The organism is Pseudomonas sp. 382, assembly GCF_002759075.1.
Classification (GTDB): Bacteria; Pseudomonadota; Gammaproteobacteria; order Pseudomonadales; family Pseudomonadaceae; genus Aquipseudomonas; species Aquipseudomonas vlassakiae.
In genome coordinates, this window is the sequence record NZ_PEMX01000002.1 from 227,561 (window position 1) to 246,600 (window position 19,040).

Genomic DNA, 19,040 nt, shown 5'->3' on the forward strand with positions numbered 1-19,040 from the left:
CCGCCCTTTGGGCTCCATACCCGGCTTGTACCGGGATGTAATTGAACGTAACGAGCGCTGCCGGCCCTCCCGAACAGGTGTTTTTCCGATGAGCACGACCTTGCTGGTTGTCGACGATGACGACGAGATCCGCGAACTTCTTTGCGATTACCTTACCGATGCCGGCTACACCGTACTGGCGGCAGCGGACGGTGAAGGCATGCGCGAGCAGCTGGCCGCGAGCAAGGTCGACCTGGTGGTGCTCGACCTGATGCTGCCTGGCGAGGATGGCTTGAGCCTGTGCCGCCAGTTGCAGGCGACGGCGGGCCTGGCAGTGATCATGCTGTCGGCCAAGGGCAGCACGCTGGACCGCATCATCGGCCTGGAAGTGGGTGCCGACGACTACCTGGCCAAGCCTTTCGAACCGCGCGAGCTGGTCGCCCGCATCAAGGCGGTGCTGCGCCGCCCGCAACGCCTGGATACTCCAGCCGAAGAGCCAGCGGCCGAAGCCCAGCATTTCGCAGGCTTCAGCATCGACCACGTCAAACGCCTGCTGACCCGCCCCGACGGCGAAACCCTCACCCTGCCCCGCTCCGATTACCGCGTGCTGCGTGAACTGCTGGAGGCCAACAACCGGGTGGTCTCGCGTGATCAGCTGACACGCAGTGCGTTTGGTCGCGACCACCACCCCGATGATCGCTCGGTGGACATGTGTATCAGCCGCCTGCGCCAGCAACTGCGCCGTGCACCGGCCGGCGATATCCAGATCCTGACGATCCGCAACGAAGGCTACCTGCTAAGCCTCGGCCGTGCCGAGGCCGGGGGCTGAAATGCCTTGGCTCCGTCGCCTGTGGCCGCGCACGCTGTTTGGCCAGCTACTGCTGATCATGGTCAGCGGCACGCTGGTGGTCCAGTTGATGTCGAGCAGCATCTGGTTCGATGTGCGTTTCGCCCAGGTGCTCGAGGCACCGATCCGGCTCATGGCCGCACGCAGTGCTCCACTGATTGCCCAGGCCAATTGCCACACGCAAGACCTGCAGGTGCCCGCGCACTACCAGTTGCGTTGCGCCGAGAACCAACCTGTGCAGCAGGAGGATCAGCCGCGCGGGCGCCGGCGCGTCGAACTGTTGCTGCAACAGGCGCTCACGTACGAACTGGGCCATGCCCAGGCAGTGCGCCTGCTGAAGGTGCAACTGACCGACGAACAGGGTCAGCCGATCGTCTGGCGCAGCCTGTTCGGCCTGCGCACCGCCCAGGCGCATATCCAGTTCGCCGTGCCGTTGCCCGATGGCCATTGGTTGAGCATCGACGGGCAGGAGCTGCAGGGCTGGAGCGGCGAGTCGGCGTGGGTACTGATCAGTGACTACCTGCTACGGGTCTATGCGCTGCGCATCGTCGCCGTGCTGCTGGTCTGCCTGATCGCAGTGCGCCTGTGCCTGCGCCCGTTGCGGCGCCTGGCCGACGCGGCGCGTGGGCTGGGCAGCAACCTGGAACAGCCAGCGCTGGCCCTGGACGGCCCCGAGGAAGTGCGCCAGGCCGCGCTGGCCTTCAACGCCATGCAGCAACGGCTGATCGCCATGGTCAAAGACAAGGCCCATTTCCTGGCCGCCGTGTCCCACGACCTGCGCACCCCGCTGACGCGCATGCGCCTGCGCCTGGAGCGCTTGCCGGACGATGAGCAGCGCGAACGCCTGCGGCAGAATATCACCCAGATGGACAACATGATCGGCCAGGTGCTGGATTACCTACGCGCTGGCGAGCAGCAAAACCTTCAGCAGGTCGACCTCGACCGCCTGGTGGCGCGGCTGTGCGCGGACCTTGCCAGCAGCGCGGAACCACTACCTGTAGATGGCAAGGCTGGTAGCCTGCGGGTCGATGCCCTGTTGTTACAACGCTGCCTGCAGAATCTGGTGGTCAATGCCCTGCGTTACGCCAGGCAGGTTTCGGTGACGCTGGAAACCACCATCACTGGCGTTTACATCCACATCGACGACCGCGGCCCCGGCATCGCGCCCGGCCTGCTAACCACCATCACCGATCCGTTCGTGCGTGGCGAAGGGTCACGCAATCAGGCTTCCGGGGGCTATGGGCTGGGGCTGAGCATCGCCCAGCGCATCGCCAGCAGCCATGGCGGCGAATTGCTGCTGCACAATCGCGAAGGCGGCGGTTTGCGCGTCAGTGTCTTGCTGCCCCGATGATCCAGCCCCTCACGCCCAGGTAATAGTCTTTTACCAAAACCCCAGGTTTTCCCGACCTGGGGTTTGCCTATCCTAGGCCGCGTCATCCAGCCTGCGATGGACCCATGAAAGATTCGCTCCCCAGCCGTTATGCCTGCCTGGCCCTGTGCCTGCTGTTCACCTTCGCCAGCATTCCGTTTCTTGCCCAGCACAGTTGGCTCTGGCCGCTGACGGTGGTGACCGCCCTGCTCAGCCTGGTCGGCCTCAACGACCTGCGCCAGAGCCACCACGCGGTGCGGCGCAACTACCCGATCCTGGGCAACATCCGCTACCTCATCGAGACCATCCGCCCCGAGATCCGCCAGTACCTGATCGAAGGTGACGACGACAAGCTGCCGTTCTCCCGTTCGCAGCGCTCGCTGGTGTATGCCCGGGCCAAGAACGAGAGCGCCGAGAAAGCCTTCGGCACGCTCAACGATGCCTACAAGCCCGGCTTCGAATTCATCAGCCACTCGATGCTGCCGGTCGCCACACCCGACCCGGCATCGTTCCGCATTGCCATTGGCGGGCCGCAATGCCGCCAGCCCTACTGCGCGTCGATCTTCAACATTTCGGCCATGAGCTTTGGCGCGCTCAGTGCCAACGCGATTGCCGCACTCAACCAGGGCGCACGCCTTGGCCGCTTTGCCCATGATACGGGCGAGGGCAGCATCAGCCCTTACCACCGCGAGCATGGCGGCGACCTGATCTGGGAGATCGGCAGCGGCTACTTCGGTTGCCGCACCGAAGACGGCCACTTCGACGCGCAACGCTTCGCCGAACAGGCGCGCAGCCCGCAGGTGAAGATGATCGAACTGAAGCTCAGCCAGGGCGCCAAGCCCGGCCATGGCGGGATTCTGCCGGCACACAAGGTCAGCCCGGAAATCGCAGCCACCCGCGGTGTGCGCGTAGGCGAAGACTGCATCTCGCCCGCCGCGCACAGTGCGTTCCGCACCCCGACAGAGCTGCTGCACTTCATCGCCAGCCTGCGCGAGCTGTCGGGCGGCAAGCCGGTGGGCTTCAAGTTCTGCCTGGGCCACCCGTGGGAGTTCATGGGCATCGCCAAGGCCATGCTGGTTACCGGCATCACCCCGGACTTCATCGTCGTCGACGGCAAGGAAGGCGGCACTGGCGCGGCGCCTCGGGAGTTCAGCGACAACATGGGCGTGCCGATGCGTGAAGGCCTGATGTTCGTGCACAACACCCTGGTCGGCCTGAACTTGCGCTCGAGTATCCGCATCGGCGCGGCGGGCAAGATCGTCAGCGCCTTCGATATCGCCAGCGTGCTGGCCATCGGCGCCGACTGGGTCAACTCGGCCCGTGGCTTCATGTTCGCCATCGGTTGTATCCAGTCGCAGAGCTGCCACACCAACAAGTGCCCAACCGGTGTCGCCACCCAGGATGCTTTGCGCCAGCGTGCGCTGGTGGTGCCCGACAAGGCCGAGCGCGTGGCCAGCTTCCATCGCAACACGTTGCATGCCCTGGCCGAGATGCTCGCTGCCGCAGGCCTTGAACACCCTTCGGAACTCAAGCCCAAGCACCTGGCGCGGCGTATCAGCACCAGCGAGATCAGCCTGTTTTCCGACCTGCACCAGTTCCTCAGGCCTGGCGAATTGCTCAGTGGCTCGATCGAAAGCGAGTTCTATGCACGGATGTGGCGGATGGCGCGCAGTGACAGCTTTGCGCCGGAGACAGGCGATGTACCGGCCGCGCCGGCTGCCGCCAGCGTACGCCGCAAAGAAACAGCCCCGGCATAGGCCGGGGCTGCTCGTGACGCGTGGTCAGGATCAGAAGATGCTGATCGGGTACTCGACGAATACGCGGACTTCGTTGCCGTCGTCGAAGTAGCCGTTCTGTTGTACCGCGTTGTTGGTGCGCACCCAGGAACCGCGCAGCTTGACCGACAGGTCCTTGGCCGGGCCGTCCTGAACCACGTAGCGCAGCTGGTTGAAGATTTCGCGCTCTTTACCTTCGCCGAAGCCGTGGGTGTTGATGTTGTCACCCGCCACGTAGGCGATCTTGTAGGTCAGGCCCGGCATGCCGAAGGCGCCGAAGTCCAGGCCGTAGGCGAGCTGCCAGGAGCGCTCGTCTTCGGCGTTGAAGTCGGACCAGTAGGAGTTGGCCAGGTAGATGGTCGAACCACCGTCACCCACGCCACCGCGGTTCTGGTACCAGCCGTAGTTGTAGCCAGTGCTGCCGGTGCTGCGCTGGTGCGCCAGGGTCACCGAGTGCGGGCCAAAGGCGTAGGTGGCCGCCAGGCTCCAGATGGTGTTTTCGTCACCGGTCAGCTCGGCTTTCTGGACGTACTTGCTGTTGATGTCCGACTTGTAGCCGTTGAAGTCCAGGGTCAGGGACTGGTCAACCGCGATCGGGAAGACGTAGTTCATGCCCAGGTAGTGCTTCTTCATCACGTCTTCGATGTTCGACGTGTAGGCGGAAGCGGTGAAGTTGTTGGTGAACTTGTAGCTGCCACCGAACACATCGATCGACTTCAGGTGGCCGCTGTCACGCCCTTCGGCGCTCTTGCGAGCTTCCTCGGTGAAGTGACCGGCATTCAGCTCCAGGCCTTCGATTTCCTTGGAGGTGATGAATGTACCGGTGTAGCTCTCGGGCAGCAGGCGGCTGTCGTCGTACTGCAGCACTGGCAGCTCAGGCATCATGTCACCGTACTTGAGCACGGTGTTGGAGACGCGGAACTTGATGGCAGCGCCACCACGGGCCAGGTTGTGCGGCGAATTGGTCGGCGCGGTGTCGCTGGGCTTGAAGAAGTCGACGCCGGCCCCGCCATTACGGCCCTTGCCACCATCCAGGCGCAGTGCGTACAGGCCGAAGGCGTCAACGCCCACGCCCACGGTGCCCTGGGTGAAACCGGAGGAGAACTTGCCGATGAAGGCCTGGCCCCATTCGCTCTGGTCGTTCTTGCCGTGCTTCTTGTCGCGGTTGATATAGGCGTTGCGCAGCAGAATGTTGGCGTGGCTGTCCTCGAGGAAGCCCTTGCTGTCGGCCTGATCGTTGGCCTGGGCCTGGGTCGCGGCGATCATCGCCAGGGCGACCAGGCTGATCCTGGTTTTCAACATGTTGTTTTCCTTATTTCTAAATCAAAAACGCTTTGCACTATTACGCCAGGAACCAACGCCCCTTCGTAGGTTCGACGCTATGCGGATCCGAACTGAAAGGCCCGCCGACAATGGTGTGGCGGGCCTTTCGCAGCAGCATGGCCATGGGTGGCCAGCAAGCGTTGGCCGAATCCTAGCCGTGGGCGATTACAAATGTCAAAAAGTCGTGAATTGCAGGTTGTTATAACCAAAATCGAGCGCTTGCCTGGTGCATTTTCATGCCTGTTTAGCAAGACGAAAGGCAATTTCGCCTTTGTATGATTTGCCGGATTGACCGATCAGGTAAGTCCGAACCATTGGGTCCCGCCTTTGCGAGCCCGCAAACGAAAACGCCACCGCAATTGCGGTGGCGTTATTCATGGGTCGGGCTCCTGCCCTGGTCAGTGCCAGACCCCCAGCAGCGCTTCCAGCTCAGCGTCGCTTATCAGCCCTTGAGGGTAGCGGCCGTCAAGCAGACGTCGTGGGTCGGTCGTCCTGACCCGTTTGCCTCCATGGTGTTTCAACCACTGCGCCACAACCCTGAGCGATTGGTGATTGACTGCCGATGGGCGCAAAGCCGTCTCACTTGCTGCGTTCATGTCCACACGTACTCCCTGGCCCGTGAGCGGCTAATTTACGTCTTGATTGTTACAGAACGGTGTGCCCGGTCTGCGTGGGTAACCCCCTGAAAAACAATACAAAACGTATGCCACCGGACCCTCCGCATATCGGCAGGGCAAAAAAAACCCGTCATCTGACGGGCTTTTTCGTGTGGCAGTCGATCAGCGCTTGAGCGGTGCCGGCTGTTGCTGGGTCAGGCAATGAATGTTGCCACCGCCGAGCAACAGTTCGCGGCCTGGGATCATCACCACCTCATGATCCGGGAAGACCTTGGCAAGAATCGCTCTGGCCTGAGCATCTGCCGGATCGTTGAAGCTCGGCGCAATGATGCCGCCGTTGACGATCAGGAAGTTCACGTACGAACCCGCCAGGCGCACCGACGGGTCACGCTCCTGGCTACCGGCCACCTGGTCGACACCGGCGCATTCTTCCTCCGTGGCGAACAGCGGGCCAGGGATTGGCATTTTGTGCACCACAAACTCGCGGCCCTTGGCGTCACGGGTGTTTTTCAGCACCTCGTAGGCGGCGTGGCAACGGGCGTAGTTGGGGTCGTTGGAATCATCGGTCCAGGCCAGTAACACTTCGCCTGGGCTTACGTAACAGCAGAAATTGTCGACGTGGCCGTCGGTTTCGTCGTTGTAAAGGCCATCAGGCAGCCACACGATGGTTTCCACTGCCAAGTGCTCGCGCAGGATCTCTTCGATCTGCTCGCGGCTCAGGTGCGGGTTGCGGTTGCGGTTGAGCAGGCACTCTTCGGTGGTGATCAGGGTGCCTTCGCCATCGACATGGATCGAGCCGCCTTCCAGCACGAAGCCTTCGGTGTGGTAGCGCTGGCACCGCTCCATTTCCAGCACCTTGGCCGCCAGTTCCTCATCGCGGTTCCACGGCGCATAGAGGCCACCGTCGAAGCCGCCCCAGGCGTTGAAGCCCCAATCCACACCACGCACTTCACCGTGGTCATTGATGACGAAGGTCGGGCCGGTGTCGCGCACCCAGGCGTCGTCGTTGCTGATTTCCACCACGCGAATGTTCGGCAGGTCGAGCTGACGACGGGCGTTTTCGTACTGCCCGGCGGAAACGGCCACGGTTACCGGCTCGAAGCGGGCAATGGCCTTGGCCAGGGTGACATGGGCCGCCTGGGCTGGCTTACCGCCCAGGCGCCAGTTGTCCGAGCGCTCCGGCCAGACCATCCAGACCTGGCTTTGCGGCGCCCATTCGGCGGGCATGTGGAAGCCGTCGGCGCGGGGGGTGGAGTTGAGGGTTTTCATGGTTGACCTCTGCAAGGCACTGGGCGATGGATGGCAAATGAATGTGGCATTTCCGACGGTGCAGGATGCTCGCCGCGACTGGCTAATTTATAACCGATACATATCGACTTTAGAAGCCTCAAAATTCATTTTGCCCCGATAGAAACGCAAATTTTACCGATATAGATCGATAAAAGGCTCGCCAGAGCCGTTGAGGCTCTTACCTTCGATATAATCGCTTGGCGCAGGCTGCACCAGGATGCCAAAAGGCCTCAAGATGAAATCTGTTTCATCTTTCTGCTCGGGAAGCCGGGCTTGTGGCCGATAACCCAATGTAAAGATGAAATCCGCAGGTAGTCTCATGCTGGCTCGCCGCCAGCCGATCTAGGCTCAGGTTGCAGGGCGGCGGACCTAGAGCGGACCTTTCAAGGTCGGACCATCAGCACACTGACCGAAGAAACCTCCATGAACATCATAGCGACCGAGATACCTGACGTAGTCATCATCGAACCGAAGATCTTCGGCGACAGCCGTGGCTTCTTCTTCGAAAGCTTCAACGCGCGCGAATTCAAGTTACAGACCGGGTTCGACGGCCATTTTGTGCAGGACAACCATTCGCGCTCACAGCGCGGTGTGCTGCGGGGCCTGCATTACCAGATCGACAACCCTCAGGGGAAACTGGTGCGCGTGGTCCAGGGCGAGGTGCTGGACGTTGCCGTGGACATCCGCCGGAGTTCACCGACCTTTGGCCGTTGGGTGGCGCGGCGCCTCACGGCCACTGACCACCTGCAGTTCTGGATTCCACCAGGGTTCGCCCATGGCTTCCTGGTGCTGAGCGAAACCGCCGACTTCCTGTACAAGACCACCGACTACTACAATCCCGCCGCCGAGCGCTCGATCCGCTGGGACGACCCTGATCTGGCCATCGACTGGGGCGTGCAGCAGCCGACCCTGTCGGCCAAGGACCAGGCGGCAGTGTTTTTGAAAGACGCGGACCTGTTCCCATGAGAATGCTCGTCTGTGGCCACCATGGCCAGGTCGCCCAGGCCCTGCAAGTGCAGTTGCGCGGGCTCGGCGAGGTGCACCTGCTTGGCCGCGACCAATTGGACATGGCCAGGCCCGAGTCCCTGCGCGAACCACTGCGGCGCTTGGCCCCGCAACTGATCATCAACGCCGCCGCCCACACCGCAGTGGACCAGGCCGAAAGCGAACCGGACCTGGCCTTCGCAATCAACGCAGAAGGCCCGCGGGTCTTGGCCGAAGAAGCGGTACGCCTGGGTGCGCCGCTGATTCACTACTCCACCGACTATGTCTTCGATGGTGAAAAGGCCCTGCCCTACACCGAGCTCGACCGCCCCAACCCGCTAGGCGTCTACGGCCGCAGCAAACTGGCCGGGGAGCAAGCCATCACCGCTGTGGATGGCGAACACCTGATTTTGCGCACCAGCTGGGTCTATTCGCTGCACGGGCGCAATTTCCTGCTGACCATGCAACGCCTGCTGCAGGAAAAACCGCAACTGCGCGTGGTCGACGACCAGATCGGCGCCCCCACCTGGGCCACGACCATCGCCGTCGCCACCCGGCAACTGATCGCCCGTTGGCAAGCCGGGCAACGCGGCGCCTGGGGCACCTATCACCTGACCGCACAAGGCGAGACGTCCTGGTTCGGCTTCGCCCAGGCTATCGGCGAACAGCTCAGGGCACGCGGCCTGCCCTGCGCCGAGCTGGTGCCGATCGCTTCCAGCGAATACCCGACCCCAGCGCGTCGCCCGACCAACTCACGCCTGGACTGCTCGCGCCTGGCCGGTGAGTGGGATGTACACCTGCCGCACTGGCAGCAGGCACTGATCGACTGCCTCAAGTAGCGCATAATTGCGCCAGACCCTTCTGGCGCATTGACCCGATGATTGCAAAACCCACGCCCCCACGCCGACCCCGCTGGCGCAGCCTAGCCCTGCTGGCCCTGTGCCTGGCGCCCCTGTTGTGGCCACTGCACCATCTGGCCGAGCGCTACTACCAGGATGAGCTGGCTTCACAGAACCGCCAGACCCTCGACCTGTACGTCGCCAACCTGCTCGGCACCCTGCACCGCTACGAAACCCTGCCGCAGATCCTCGGCGACCTCCCGGCGCTGCGCGGCGTGCTGGCCGACCCGTTCCGCCTCGAAGCCGTCACCAATGCCAACCGCCTGCTCAAGGACATCGTCCACCAGACCGGCGCCGAAGTGATGTACCTGATGGACGTCAGTGGCAATACCCTGGCCGCCTCCAATTGGGACAAACCGGACAGCTTCGTCGGCCGTAACTTCTCTTTCCGTCCGTACTTCATCGAAGCCATGGCCGGCCATTTGGGGCGCTTTTTCGGCCAAGGCACGACCTCGGCCAAACGCGGCTACTTCTTCGCTGCCGCCGTGCGCGACCGCGAGCGTATCGTGGGTGTGCTGGTGGTCAAGGTCGATCTGGACCACACCGAAACCCTCTGGGGCCGTACCCCCGAACAGCTGTTGCTGACCGACCACAACGGCGTGGTGATCCTCACCTCACGCCCCGAATGGCGTTTTCGCGCCACCCGTGAGCTGACCGACGCCGAGCGCCAGGCGATCATCGCTATCCAGCCCTACCCGACCCAGGCCCCGCAGCCGCTGGTGCTCAACCATGACGCCTGGCTCATCCAGACCCGCGACATCAAGGAAACCGGCTGGCAGGTGAGCATCCTCGCCCCGCGCCAGTTGGTTGATCGCTCGGTGCAGACAGTGATGGCGATTGGCGCTGGCGCTCTGCTGGTACTGATGCTGTTTACCGGCCTGGTGATGCAGCGGCGGCGCCACTACATCGACCGTATCGACTTTGAAGCCCGTGGCCGCCAAGAGCTGGAGTCACGCGTGGCCGAGCGTACTGCGGCCCTCGAAGGCCTCAATGCCCGGCTCAAAAGCGCGGTGCTGGAGCGCGAAAACGCCCAGCAGGAGCTGGTGCGCGCCCAGGATGAACTGGTCCAGGCCGGCAAGCTGTCGGTACTCGGTACCATGTCGGCGAGCATCAGCCACGAGCTTAACCAACCCCTGGCGGCAATCCGCAGCTACGCCGAAAACGCCGAGATCCTGCTCGACCATCAGCGCACCGAGGACGCCCGCGGCAATCTCAAGCTGATTGGCGAGCTGACCGGGCGCATGGCCTCGATCATCGCCCACCTGCGCGCCTTTGCCCGTCGCGACCGCCACGCCCCGGAAAGCGTGGCCCTGCAACCGGCACTGGATGATGCCTTGGCGCTGCTGGCCAAGCGCCGCCGGGCGATGGCCGTGGAGCTGATCCGCGACCTGCCCGAGGCCACCCTGTGGGTGCAGGCCGGCGAAACCCGCCTGCGCCAGGTGCTGGGCAATCTGCTGGCCAACGCCCTCGATGCCCTGACCGAAAAGGCCAACCCGCGCCGCCTGTGGCTGAGTGCCGAGAAGCACGAGGACTGCGTCTACCTGTACATTCGCGACAACGGCCCAGGCTTCAGCCGCCAGGCCCTGGAGCACGCCAAGGAGCCGTTCTTCACCACCAAGACCCGCACCCAGGGCCTGGGCCTGGGCCTGGCCATCTGCGAAAGCCTGATGCGCACGTTGGGCGGTGAACTGCTGCTGGCCAATCACCCTGAAGGTGGTGCCCTGCTCACCCTGCAACTGCGCGTGGCCGCACCCGGCGCTACCTTGCCCACTTCGGAGGACTCCTCGGCATGACGACCGAGCCTAACATCGACAGCCAGGCCCAGGTGATCCTGGTGGATGACGACCCGCACCTGCGCCAGGCCCTGAGCCAGACCCTCGACCTGGCCGGGCTCAAGGTTGTCACGCTGGCTGACGCCCAAGGCCTGGCCGAGCGCATCGAGCCTGATTGGCCAGGCGTGGTGGTCAGCGATATTCGCATGCCAGGCATCGACGGCCTGCAGTTGCTGGAGCAGCTGCACGGCGGCGACAGCGAACTACCGGTGTTGCTGATTACCGGCCATGGCGATGTGCCGCTGGCGGTGCAGGCCATGCGCGCGGGCGCCTACGACTTTCTGGAAAAACCCTTCGCCAGCGACGCCCTGCTCGACAGCGTCCGCCGCGCCCTGGCCGTGCGCCGCCTGGTGCTGGACAACCGCAGCCTGCGCCTGGCCCTGAGCGACCGCCAGCAACTGGCCACGCGCCTGGTCGGCCATTCACCGTCGATGCAACGCCTGCGTGAACAGATCGGCGCCCTGGCGGGTACCCGTGCCGATGTCCTGATTCTTGGTGAGACCGGTGCCGGCAAAGAGGTGGTCGCCCGCGCCCTGCACGACCTGTCAAGCCGCCGCGAAGGTCCGTTCGTGGCCATCAACGCCGGCGCACTGGCCGAGTCGGTGGTCGAAAGCGAGCTGTTCGGCCACGAGCCGGGCGCCTTCACCGGTGCTCAGAAGCGCCGCATCGGCAAGTTCGAGTTCGCCAATGGCGGCACGCTGTTCCTCGATGAAATCGAGAGCATGAGCCTGGACGTGCAGGTAAAGCTGCTGCGCCTGCTACAGGAGCGAGTGGTCGAGAGGCTCGGTGGCAACCAACTCATCCCGCTGGACATCCGTATCATCGCGGCCACCAAGGAGGACCTGCGCACCTCCGCCGACCAGGGCCGCTTCCGCGCCGACCTCTACTATCGCCTCAACGTGGCGCCACTGCGCATCCCCCCGTTGCGCGAGCGTGGGGACGACATCCTGGTGCTGTTCCAGCACTTCGCCGATGCCGCCAGCCAGCGGCATGGCCTGCCGCCCCACAGCCTGCAACCGGCCCAGCGGGCCATGCTGCTGCGCCATGACTGGCCAGGCAACGTGCGCGAACTGCAGAACGCCGCCGAACGCTTTGCCCTGGGCCTGGAGCTGGCCCTGGATGGCCAGGCACCTGCTACTGCCCCGACGGCGGCGCCAATCCTGCTGGGCAACCTCAGCGAACAGGTCGAGCAGTTCGAACGCTCGCTGATCGCCGCCGAACTGGCCCAACCCCACAGCTCCATGCGCAGCCTCGCCGAAGCCCTCGGCATTCCGCGCAAGACCCTGCACGACAAGCTACGCAAGCACGGCCTGCATTTCGAAGGCGGTAGCAGCGGCAGCGACGACCACGAGGAAAACCGTTCATGAGTGCCGATAGCCAATACCTGCAGTCCGTGCTGCACGGCGACATTCCCCTGACCCGGGAGATGGGCCTGGAAGTCATCGATTGGCAAGCCCAGACCCTGCGCCTGCAACTGCCGCTGGCCGCCAACGTCAACCACAAGAGCACCATGTTCGGCGGCAGCCTGTACTGCGCCGCGGTACTGGTGGGTTGGGGCTGGCTGCACATGCGCCTGCGCGAACTGGGCATCGATGACGGGCATATCGTCATCCAGGAGGGCCAGATCAGCTATCCGTTGCCAGTGACCGGTACGGCGCAGGCGCGTTGCGCGGCACCAGACGAAAAGATCTGGGAGCGGTTCCTGACGATGTACCAGCGCCGTGGCCGGGCGCGGCTGACGCTGGCGACCACGGTCAGCAACGCTGGCAGCGACGAGCCGGCCGTCACCTTCAGCGGCCAGTACGTCCTGCACCGCTGACAAGGCTGGCGCGATCCCAGTGGGAGATCACCCAGCCCTTCAGGCTGCGCTGTCGCGCAGAGAAATGAGTTCGCAAGCGGTCCGCATACCCTGTGGGAGCGGCTTTAGCCGCGAAGAATCCAACGTGGTGCATGGCACCGGCTTCGCCGGTGTTCGCGGGTGAACCCCACACAATGGAGCGTCAGATCAGGCTCAGGAACGCCTGGCGCCAGCTAGCGTTGGCAGGCAGCGCCAGGAAGAACGGATTGAGCAGGGACTCACGCGCCGGGTAGCGGAATGGCTGGCCATCGACCTCGATCACCTCGCCCCCGGCGCCTTCCAGCACACCCTGCGCCGCCGCCGTGTCCCATTGCGAGGTCGGCGCCAGGCGTGGGTAGCAATCGGCGCTGCCTTCAGCCAGCAGGCAGAATTTCAGCGAACTGCCGATATTCGCCAGTTCCAGTTCACCCACAGCAGCACTCAGGCCAGCCAGCAGCGCTTCCTGCTGCGGGCTGGAATGACGACGGCTGGCCACCACGGTGAAGCGGCCACCGGCAGGCGGCGCATTGCGCACTTGAACCGGCTGCGCCTGGGCAGCCCCTTCGCAGCGCCAGGCACCGAAGCTGCGGCCACCGAAATAGCAGCGACCGTTGGTCGGCATGGCCACCACGCCAAACACCACCTCGCCGGTCTCGACCAGCGCGATGTTGACGGTGAATTCCTCACTGCCGGCGATGAACTCCTTGGTGCCGTCGAGCGGATCGACCAGCCACCAGCGGCTCCAGCCCTGGCGCTCGGCCAGCGGGATATTACAGTCCTCTTCGGACAGCACCGGAATCTGCGGCGCCAGCGCCAGCAAGCCATCGGCGATGACCCGATGCGCCGCGAGGTCGGCAGCCGTCACCGGCGAGTCGTCGGCCTTGTTGGTCACTGCCACGTCGGCGCGCCAGAACGGCAGGATGGCCTCGCCGGCCTGCTGGGCGAGCTTGACCACTTCGTGCATCAGTTGCAGGTCGTTCATGCTTCGAGCAGCCCCCGCTGGATCAGCAGGTCACGGGCCAGGTACAGCGCCGCCAACGCCCGTCCTTCGGTGAACTGCGGGTGCATGGCCAGGGCCGAGAGTTCGCGCAGGTTGACCTTGTCGACCCGCATCGGCTCCGGCTCGTCGCCCTCCAGGCGCTCCTCGTAGAGGTCACTGGCCAGCACCACCTGGATCTTCTGGCTCATGTAGCCTGGGGACAGCGACAGCTCGGTCAGATGCTCCAGCTGGCGAGCGCCAAAGCCGGCTTCTTCCTTGAGCTCACGGTCAGCTGCGGCCAGCACGTCCTCACCCGGCTCGATCAGGCCTTTGGGCAGCGACAGCTCATATTCGTCGGTGCCGCCGCAGTATTCCTCCACCAGCACCGCGTGCTCGGCATCGAGCATGGCGACGATCATCACCGCGCCATAGCCGTTGCCTCGGCCAACCAGGCGCTCATAGGTACGCTCGTTGCCATTGCTGAAGCGCAGCTGCACGGCCTCGACCCTGAACAGGCGACTGCTGGCGACGATCTCGCGACTGAGGACGGTGGGTTTCTGGCGCATGGGGCAGCTCCTTGGCATGAACGCGTTACTATACCGTGGCTTGCCGACTGATCGAGAGTTTCCCATGCCTGTTCTTCCCTGGTCTGCCATCGATACCGTCCTGCTGGACATGGACGGCACCCTGCTCGACTTGCACTACGACAACCGCTTCTGGCTCGACCACCTGCCCCAGCGCTACGCCGAGCTGCACGGGGTCAGCCGGGCCATGGCGGAAATGGAGCTGCAACCGCTGTTCGAACGCAATGCCGGCACGCTCAACTGGTACTGCCTGGACTTCTGGAGCCGCGAGCTGAATTTGCCGATTCGCGAGCTCAAACGCGAAATCGCCGACCTGATCGCCCTGCGGCCCGATGCCGATACCTTCCTGGCTGCTATCCGCAAGGCCGGCAAACGCGTGGTGATGATCACCAATGCCCACCGCGATTCACTGTCGCTGAAGCTCGAGCGGGTGGAGTTGGCGCCGTACTTCGAGCGGCTGATCAGTTCGCACGATTACGGCTATCCGAAGGAAAACCCGCAGTTCTGGGACGCCTTGAAGGCGGATATCGGCTTTGATCCGCAGCGCAGCCTGTTCATCGATGACACCTTGGCCATCCTGCGCAGTGCGCGGCGGTTTGGCGTGGGGCACCTGTTGGCGGTGCGCCAGCCGGACAGCAAGGCGCAGCCGCGCGATACCGAGGAATTCGCGGCGGTCGAAGATTACCGGGATTTGCTGGTTGGCCTGTAAGGGCCTCTTCGCGGGCACGCCCGCCCCCACAGGACCAGTGGAAATCCTGTGGGAGCAACTGTCTTGCCCACATGTTAAAAGCTGGCGCCATTCCTGTGGGAGCGGGCGTGCCCGCGAAACTGCCACACAGATCAGTCAGGAATGCGCAGCACCTGCCCTGGGTAGATCTTGTCCGGGTGCTTGAGCATCGGCTTGTTGGCCTCGAAAATCTTGTTGTAATCGGCCTTGCCATACGCCACCACTGCAATCGCTGACAGCGTGTCACCCTTTTTCACGGTAACGAACCTTGCCGCCGCCACGACCGGCCCGGTCACGGTGATCTGATCATCGACGCTGGCCACCCCGGCGATGTTGCCGGCAGCAAGAATGATCTTCTCTTTCTCCTCCTGGCTGGCCACCTCGCCCTTGAGAATGACCTTGTCACCCTCTACAGTGGCCGAGATGTTCGGGTTGCCCAGGCCGACACTTTCCACGTGTTTCTTCAGCTGTTGCTCGGCATTGGCATTGCCGGGAGTCAGCAGGTCGATCAACTTCTCGCCGGCTTCCTTCACGAAACTGAACAGGCTCATGACGCGCTCCTTGTTGACGTAAACCTCGGAGCCAGGAGTCTAGGCCAGGATTGCCCTGCCCGCCCCACTGCGACCAATCGACGCGGTCTATCAAGGCATAGACCCTAGCGATTAGACGCGCTCGACACAGCGGCCTAGGCTGGTGCTATCAAACAGCCGCCAACAGTCAGTTTCCCGATGCAAAGCAAACCTCCGGTCTGCGCAGCCTCCATGCCTCTGGCCCTGCCCGCCGCCAGCAACACCTACGACTATGTCCAGCTCAGCGACGGCGAACGCGCCTGCACGCCACTGGCCGAAGAAGTCGCCCTGGCCATTGCCTACAACGGCCTGAACCAGGCGGTCATGCTGGTCAGTCCCACCGACCTGGAAGACTTTGCGGTCGGTTTCAGCGTTGGCAGCGGCATCGTCGAAGGCACTGCAGAAATCTATGACCTGAAGCTTTCCGGCAGCGGCTCGGCGATGTATGCCGACCTGGAGATTTCCAGCCGTGCGTTCTGGAACCTGAAGAACCAGCGCCGCCAGCTGGCCGGTACCAGCGGCTGCGGCCTGTGCGGGGTGGAAGCCCTGGAACAGGCGCTGCCAGAGCTGACCGCTCTGCCTGGCGCGCCGTTGCCGCCGGCGCAATGGCTGGCAGGCCTGCGCGAGCGGATCGATGGGTTCACGCCGCTGGGCCAGCACTGCGGTGCCGTGCACGCTGCGCTGTTCATGAACGCTCAGGGCGAACTGCTGATGGGCCGCGAAGACATTGGCCGGCACAACGCCCTCGACAAGCTGATCGGCGCCCTGCTGCGCCAAGGCATCAGCACTGCCGGCGGCCTGGCCATCGTCACCAGCCGCTGCAGCCTGGAGCTGATCCAGAAAGTGCTGCGCGCCGGCATCCAGACCCTGGTCAGCCTCTCGGCGCCCACTGGCCTGGCCCTGCAATGGGCGCGCAAGCACAACCTCAACCTTATTCATCTGCCCAAACACAGTGCACCGCGGGTCTACAGCCCTGCGGCGGAGTCGTAACAGTCGTGACCTCGTACCAGCAACTCCCTGATAACGCCCCTGCCTCCACCCCTCGTTACCAGCCCTACCACGGCCCCGCCGGTGGTTGGGGCGCGCTGCGCAGCGTAGCCAAGGCCTGGGTCGGCAGCGACAACGCGCTGAAGAACATTCGCGCCCTGCTCAAGACCAACCAGAACGGCGGCTTCGACTGCCCCGGCTGCGCGTGGGGCGACTCGCCCGAGAGCGGCATGGTCAAGTTCTGCGAGAACGGTGCCAAGGCGGTCAACTGGGAAGCGACCAAACGCCGTGTCGACGCGGCGTTTTTCGCTCGCTACAGCGTCAGCGCATTGCTTCAGCAAAGTGACTACTGGCTTGAGTACCAGGGCCGCCTGACCGAGCCAATGGTCTACGACGCACAAACCGATCGCTACCAGCCGATCAGCTGGGATGCCGCCTACGCCCTGATCGCCCGGGAACTGAACAAGCTGGCCACGCCCGACCAGGCCGAGTTCTACACCTCCGGCCGGGCCAGCAACGAAGCGGCTTATCTGTATCAGCTGTTCGTGCGGGCCTATGGCACCAACAACTTCCCCGATTGCTCGAACATGTGCCACGAGGCCAGCGGCGTGGCCCTGAGCCAGAGCGTCGGGGTCGGCAAGGGCACAGTCACCTACGACGATTTCGAGCACGCCGATGCGATCTTCGTCTGGGGCCAGAACCCGGGCACCAACCACCCACGCATGCTCGACCCACTGCGCGATGCGGTGAAACGTGGTGCCCAGGTGGTCTGCGTCAACCCGCTCAAGGAGCGTGGGCTGGAGCGCTTCCAGCACCCGCAGAACCCGCTGGAGATGCTGACCAACAGCGACCGGCCGACCAACACCGCTTTCTTCCGCCCGGCACTGGGCGGTGACATGGCCTTGCTGCGCGGCATGGCCAAGTTTGTCTTGCAGTGGGAGCGCGAAGCCCAGGCCAACGGCGAGCCCGCCATCTTCGACCATGTGTTCATCGCCGAACACGGCCATGGCGTGGACGAATACCTGGCAGCGGTGGACGCCACCTCCTGGGAGCACATCCAGGCACAATCCGGCCTGACGCTGACCGACATCGAGCTGGCTGCACGCATGTATTGCCGTGGCAAGCGCGTGATCATGTGCTGGGCGATGGGTATCACCCAGCACCGCCACTCGGTGCCGACCATCCAGGAAATCGTCAACCTGCAGATGCTGCGCGGCAACATCGGCGTGCCGGGTGCCGGCCTGTGCCCGGTACGTGGGCACAGCAACGTGCAAGGCGATCGCACCATGGGTATCAACGAGCGGCCGCCAGTGGCGCTGCTCGATGCCATCGAAAAACGCTTCAACTTCCCGGTGCCGCGACATCACGGCCACAACACCGTGGAGGCGATCCACGCCATGCTCGATGGCCGTTCGAAAGTGTTCATCGGCCTTGGCGGCAACTTCGCCCAGGCCACCCCAGACACCGAGCGTACCGCCAAGGCACTGCGCAACTGCGAACTCACCGTGCAGATCAGCACCAAGCTCAACCGCAGCCACCTGATCCACGGCAAGCAAGCACTGATCCTGCCGTGCCTGGGCCGCACTGACATCGACCTGCAGGCCGACGGGCCTCAGGCTGTCACCGTGGAAGACTCGTTCAGCATGGTTCACGCCTCGAATGGCCAGCTCAAGCCGCTTTCACACCAGATGCGCTCCGAGCCTGCCGTGGTCGCCGGTATCGCGGCCGCCACCCTTGGCAAACACCCGGTGGACTGGCACTGGCTGGTGGCCGACTACGCGCGCATTCGCGACCTGATTGGCGACACCATTGCCGGATTTGCCGGTTTCAATCAGCGCCTTGCCCACCCGGGCGGCTTTTACCTCGGCAACAGCGCCGGCAGCCGTCAGTGGAAGACCAGCACTGGCCGCGCCAACTTCAAGGCCAACCTGCTGCCCGACACCCTGATCGACGAGCGCGTTCGTGCCAGCGGCCAGGTGCCGGACCTGATCATGCAATCGATGCGTTCCCACGATCAGTACAACACCACCATCTACGGCCTGGACGACCGCTACCGGGGCGTGCACGGGCAGCGCGAGGTACTTTTTGCCAACGAGGCCGACATCATCCGCCTGGGCTTCCAGCCTGGGCAGAAGGTTGACATTGTCTCGTTGTGGGGTGATGAACATGTGCGCCGTGTGCACGGCTTCACATTGCTGGCCTTCGACATCCCGGCCGGGCAGGCGGCGGCGTACTATCCGGAGGTGAACCCGCTGATTCCGCTGGAGAGCATCGGCGACGGCAGCCATACGCCGACCTCCAAATTCGTTGCCATCAAACTGGAACACGCGCGGGACGACGGCCGTATCCTGTAACGCAAGCGCCTCGGCAAAAACCAAAAAAGCCCTGAACCGCGAGGTCCAGGGCTTTGTCACAAATACCTCTGACAAGCGAAAAACGATA

At 63.8% G+C, this 19,040-nt stretch carries 17 protein-coding genes; 11 read left to right on the forward strand and 6 right to left on the reverse strand.

The features are described 5' to 3' along the window. The first annotated feature begins 88 nt into the window (after window positions 1-88). The 3 genes from CQW31_RS04080 (at window position 89) to CQW31_RS04090 (ending at window position 3,952) form a co-directional block, all read left to right on the forward strand. Window positions 89-808, forward strand: coding sequence for a response regulator (locus tag CQW31_RS04080; protein WP_099813833.1), 720 nt, complete (start codon window positions 89-91; stop codon window positions 806-808). Between the two features lies 1 nt (window position 809). Continuing rightward, window positions 810-2,177 (forward strand): ATP-binding protein, encoded by a 1,368-nt coding sequence (locus CQW31_RS04085; RefSeq protein WP_099813834.1) that lies wholly within the window; start codon window positions 810-812, stop codon window positions 2,175-2,177. A 104-nt stretch (window positions 2,178-2,281) separates the two neighbouring features. After that, on the forward strand, window positions 2,282-3,952 hold the full coding sequence (locus tag CQW31_RS04090) for an FMN-binding glutamate synthase family protein (protein WP_054885891.1): 1,671 nt from the start codon (window positions 2,282-2,284) through the stop codon (window positions 3,950-3,952). A gap of 30 nt (window positions 3,953-3,982) precedes the next feature. Here CQW31_RS04090 and CQW31_RS04095 read toward each other — a convergent pair whose 3' ends face one another. The 3 genes from CQW31_RS04095 to aguA form a co-directional block, all read right to left on the reverse strand. Beyond that, the gene (locus CQW31_RS04095) at window positions 3,983-5,272 is read right to left on the reverse strand and encodes an OprD family porin (protein ID WP_099813835.1); all 1,290 of its coding nucleotides are present in this window, start codon (window positions 5,270-5,272) and stop codon (window positions 3,983-3,985) included. A gap of 255 nt (window positions 5,273-5,527) precedes the next feature. Continuing rightward, entirely contained in the window at window positions 5,528-5,671 is a 144-nt protein-coding gene (locus tag CQW31_RS31125) for a hypothetical protein (protein ID WP_158238174.1), read from the reverse strand. Between the two features lie 401 nt (window positions 5,672-6,072). Next, window positions 6,073-7,179 carry an agmatine deiminase gene (aguA, locus tag CQW31_RS04105; protein WP_099813836.1) on the reverse strand — a complete coding sequence of 369 codons (1,107 nt, stop codon included), beginning with the start codon at window positions 7,177-7,179 and terminating at the stop codon, window positions 6,073-6,075. A gap of 444 nt (window positions 7,180-7,623) precedes the next feature. Here aguA and rfbC point away from each other — a divergent pair, with 444 nt between their 5' ends. The 5 genes from rfbC to CQW31_RS04130 are packed head-to-tail and all read left to right on the forward strand — an operon-like array spanning window position 7,624 to window position 12,734. Next, entirely contained in the window at window positions 7,624-8,166 is a 543-nt protein-coding gene (gene rfbC / locus CQW31_RS04110; protein WP_054885895.1) for a dTDP-4-dehydrorhamnose 3,5-epimerase, read from the forward strand. Next, window positions 8,163-9,023, forward strand: coding sequence for a dTDP-4-dehydrorhamnose reductase (rfbD, locus tag CQW31_RS04115; RefSeq protein ID WP_099813837.1), 861 nt, complete (start codon window positions 8,163-8,165; stop codon window positions 9,021-9,023). Before rfbC ends, rfbD begins: the two co-directional genes overlap by 4 nt. A 38-nt stretch (window positions 9,024-9,061) precedes the next feature. Beyond that, window positions 9,062-10,876 carry an ATP-binding protein gene (locus tag CQW31_RS04120; RefSeq protein WP_099813838.1) on the forward strand — a complete coding sequence of 605 codons (1,815 nt, stop codon included), beginning with the start codon at window positions 9,062-9,064 and terminating at the stop codon, window positions 10,874-10,876. Then, complete coding sequence (locus CQW31_RS04125; protein ID WP_099813839.1) at window positions 10,873-12,282, forward strand: sigma-54 dependent transcriptional regulator; 1,410 nt, start codon at window positions 10,873-10,875, stop codon at window positions 12,280-12,282. Before CQW31_RS04120 ends, CQW31_RS04125 begins: the two co-directional genes overlap by 4 nt. After that, window positions 12,279-12,734 (forward strand): YiiD C-terminal domain-containing protein, encoded by a 456-nt coding sequence (locus CQW31_RS04130; RefSeq protein ID WP_099813840.1) that lies wholly within the window; start codon window positions 12,279-12,281, stop codon window positions 12,732-12,734. Before CQW31_RS04125 ends, CQW31_RS04130 begins: the two co-directional genes overlap by 4 nt. 181 nt (window positions 12,735-12,915) lie before the next feature. Here CQW31_RS04130 and cysQ read toward each other — a convergent pair whose 3' ends face one another. Next, window positions 12,916-13,734, reverse strand: coding sequence for a 3'(2'),5'-bisphosphate nucleotidase CysQ (cysQ, locus tag CQW31_RS04140; RefSeq protein ID WP_099813841.1), 819 nt, complete (start codon window positions 13,732-13,734; stop codon window positions 12,916-12,918). Beyond that, window positions 13,731-14,297 carry an ADP compounds hydrolase NudE gene (gene nudE / locus CQW31_RS04145; protein ID WP_015268611.1) on the reverse strand — a complete coding sequence of 189 codons (567 nt, stop codon included), beginning with the start codon at window positions 14,295-14,297 and terminating at the stop codon, window positions 13,731-13,733. Before nudE ends, cysQ begins: the two co-directional genes overlap by 4 nt. A 64-nt stretch (window positions 14,298-14,361) precedes the next feature. Between nudE and yrfG the strand changes: the two genes are divergently transcribed. Then, window positions 14,362-15,024, forward strand: coding sequence for a GMP/IMP nucleotidase (gene yrfG, locus CQW31_RS04150; RefSeq protein ID WP_054885901.1), 663 nt, complete (start codon window positions 14,362-14,364; stop codon window positions 15,022-15,024). 131 nt (window positions 15,025-15,155) lie between these two features. Here the strand turns inward: yrfG and lysM are convergent, their stop codons facing one another. Further along, window positions 15,156-15,593 (reverse strand): peptidoglycan-binding protein LysM, encoded by a 438-nt coding sequence (gene lysM / locus CQW31_RS04155; RefSeq protein WP_099813842.1) that lies wholly within the window; start codon window positions 15,591-15,593, stop codon window positions 15,156-15,158. 177 nt (window positions 15,594-15,770) lie between these two features. On the opposite strand from lysM, the gene fdhD reads away from it, so the two are divergent. Both fdhD and CQW31_RS04165 read left to right on the forward strand, forming a co-directional pair. Next, the gene (fdhD, locus tag CQW31_RS04160) at window positions 15,771-16,601 is read left to right on the forward strand and encodes a formate dehydrogenase accessory sulfurtransferase FdhD (RefSeq protein WP_054885903.1); all 831 of its coding nucleotides are present in this window, start codon (window positions 15,771-15,773) and stop codon (window positions 16,599-16,601) included. A 5-nt stretch (window positions 16,602-16,606) separates the two neighbouring features. Continuing rightward, window positions 16,607-18,952 carry an FdhF/YdeP family oxidoreductase gene (locus CQW31_RS04165; RefSeq protein WP_099813843.1) on the forward strand — a complete coding sequence of 782 codons (2,346 nt, stop codon included), beginning with the start codon at window positions 16,607-16,609 and terminating at the stop codon, window positions 18,950-18,952. Window positions 18,953-19,040: the final 88 nt, after the last annotated feature.

Excerpts from the sequence above, each read along its gene's own strand:
- rfbD (WP_099813837.1), top strand. The coding sequence starts at position 8,163 with ATGAGAATGCTCGTCTGTGGCCACCATGGCCAGGTCGCCCAGGCCCTG.
- CQW31_RS31125 (WP_158238174.1), bottom strand. The coding sequence starts at position 5,671 with ATGAATAACGCCACCGCAATTGCGGTGGCGTTTTCGTTTGCGGGCTCG.
- yrfG (WP_054885901.1), top strand. The coding sequence starts at position 14,362 with ATGCCTGTTCTTCCCTGGTCTGCCATCGATACCGTCCTGCTGGACATG.
- fdhD (WP_054885903.1), top strand. The coding sequence starts at position 15,771 with ATGCAAAGCAAACCTCCGGTCTGCGCAGCCTCCATGCCTCTGGCCCTG.
- nudE (WP_015268611.1), bottom strand. The coding sequence starts at position 14,297 with ATGCGCCAGAAACCCACCGTCCTCAGTCGCGAGATCGTCGCCAGCAGT.
- CQW31_RS04130 (WP_099813840.1), top strand. The coding sequence starts at position 12,279 with ATGAGTGCCGATAGCCAATACCTGCAGTCCGTGCTGCACGGCGACATT.
- cysQ (WP_099813841.1), bottom strand. The coding sequence starts at position 13,734 with ATGAACGACCTGCAACTGATGCACGAAGTGGTCAAGCTCGCCCAGCAG.
- CQW31_RS04120 (WP_099813838.1), top strand. The coding sequence starts at position 9,062 with ATGATTGCAAAACCCACGCCCCCACGCCGACCCCGCTGGCGCAGCCTA.
- CQW31_RS04090 (WP_054885891.1), top strand. The coding sequence starts at position 2,282 with ATGAAAGATTCGCTCCCCAGCCGTTATGCCTGCCTGGCCCTGTGCCTG.
- CQW31_RS04080 (WP_099813833.1), top strand. The coding sequence starts at position 89 with ATGAGCACGACCTTGCTGGTTGTCGACGATGACGACGAGATCCGCGAA.
- aguA (WP_099813836.1), bottom strand. The coding sequence starts at position 7,179 with ATGAAAACCCTCAACTCCACCCCCCGCGCCGACGGCTTCCACATGCCC.
- rfbC (WP_054885895.1), top strand. The coding sequence starts at position 7,624 with ATGAACATCATAGCGACCGAGATACCTGACGTAGTCATCATCGAACCG.
- CQW31_RS04125 (WP_099813839.1), top strand. The coding sequence starts at position 10,873 with ATGACGACCGAGCCTAACATCGACAGCCAGGCCCAGGTGATCCTGGTG.
- lysM (WP_099813842.1), bottom strand. The coding sequence starts at position 15,593 with ATGAGCCTGTTCAGTTTCGTGAAGGAAGCCGGCGAGAAGTTGATCGAC.
- CQW31_RS04085 (WP_099813834.1), top strand. The coding sequence starts at position 810 with ATGCCTTGGCTCCGTCGCCTGTGGCCGCGCACGCTGTTTGGCCAGCTA.
- CQW31_RS04095 (WP_099813835.1), bottom strand. The coding sequence starts at position 5,272 with ATGTTGAAAACCAGGATCAGCCTGGTCGCCCTGGCGATGATCGCCGCG.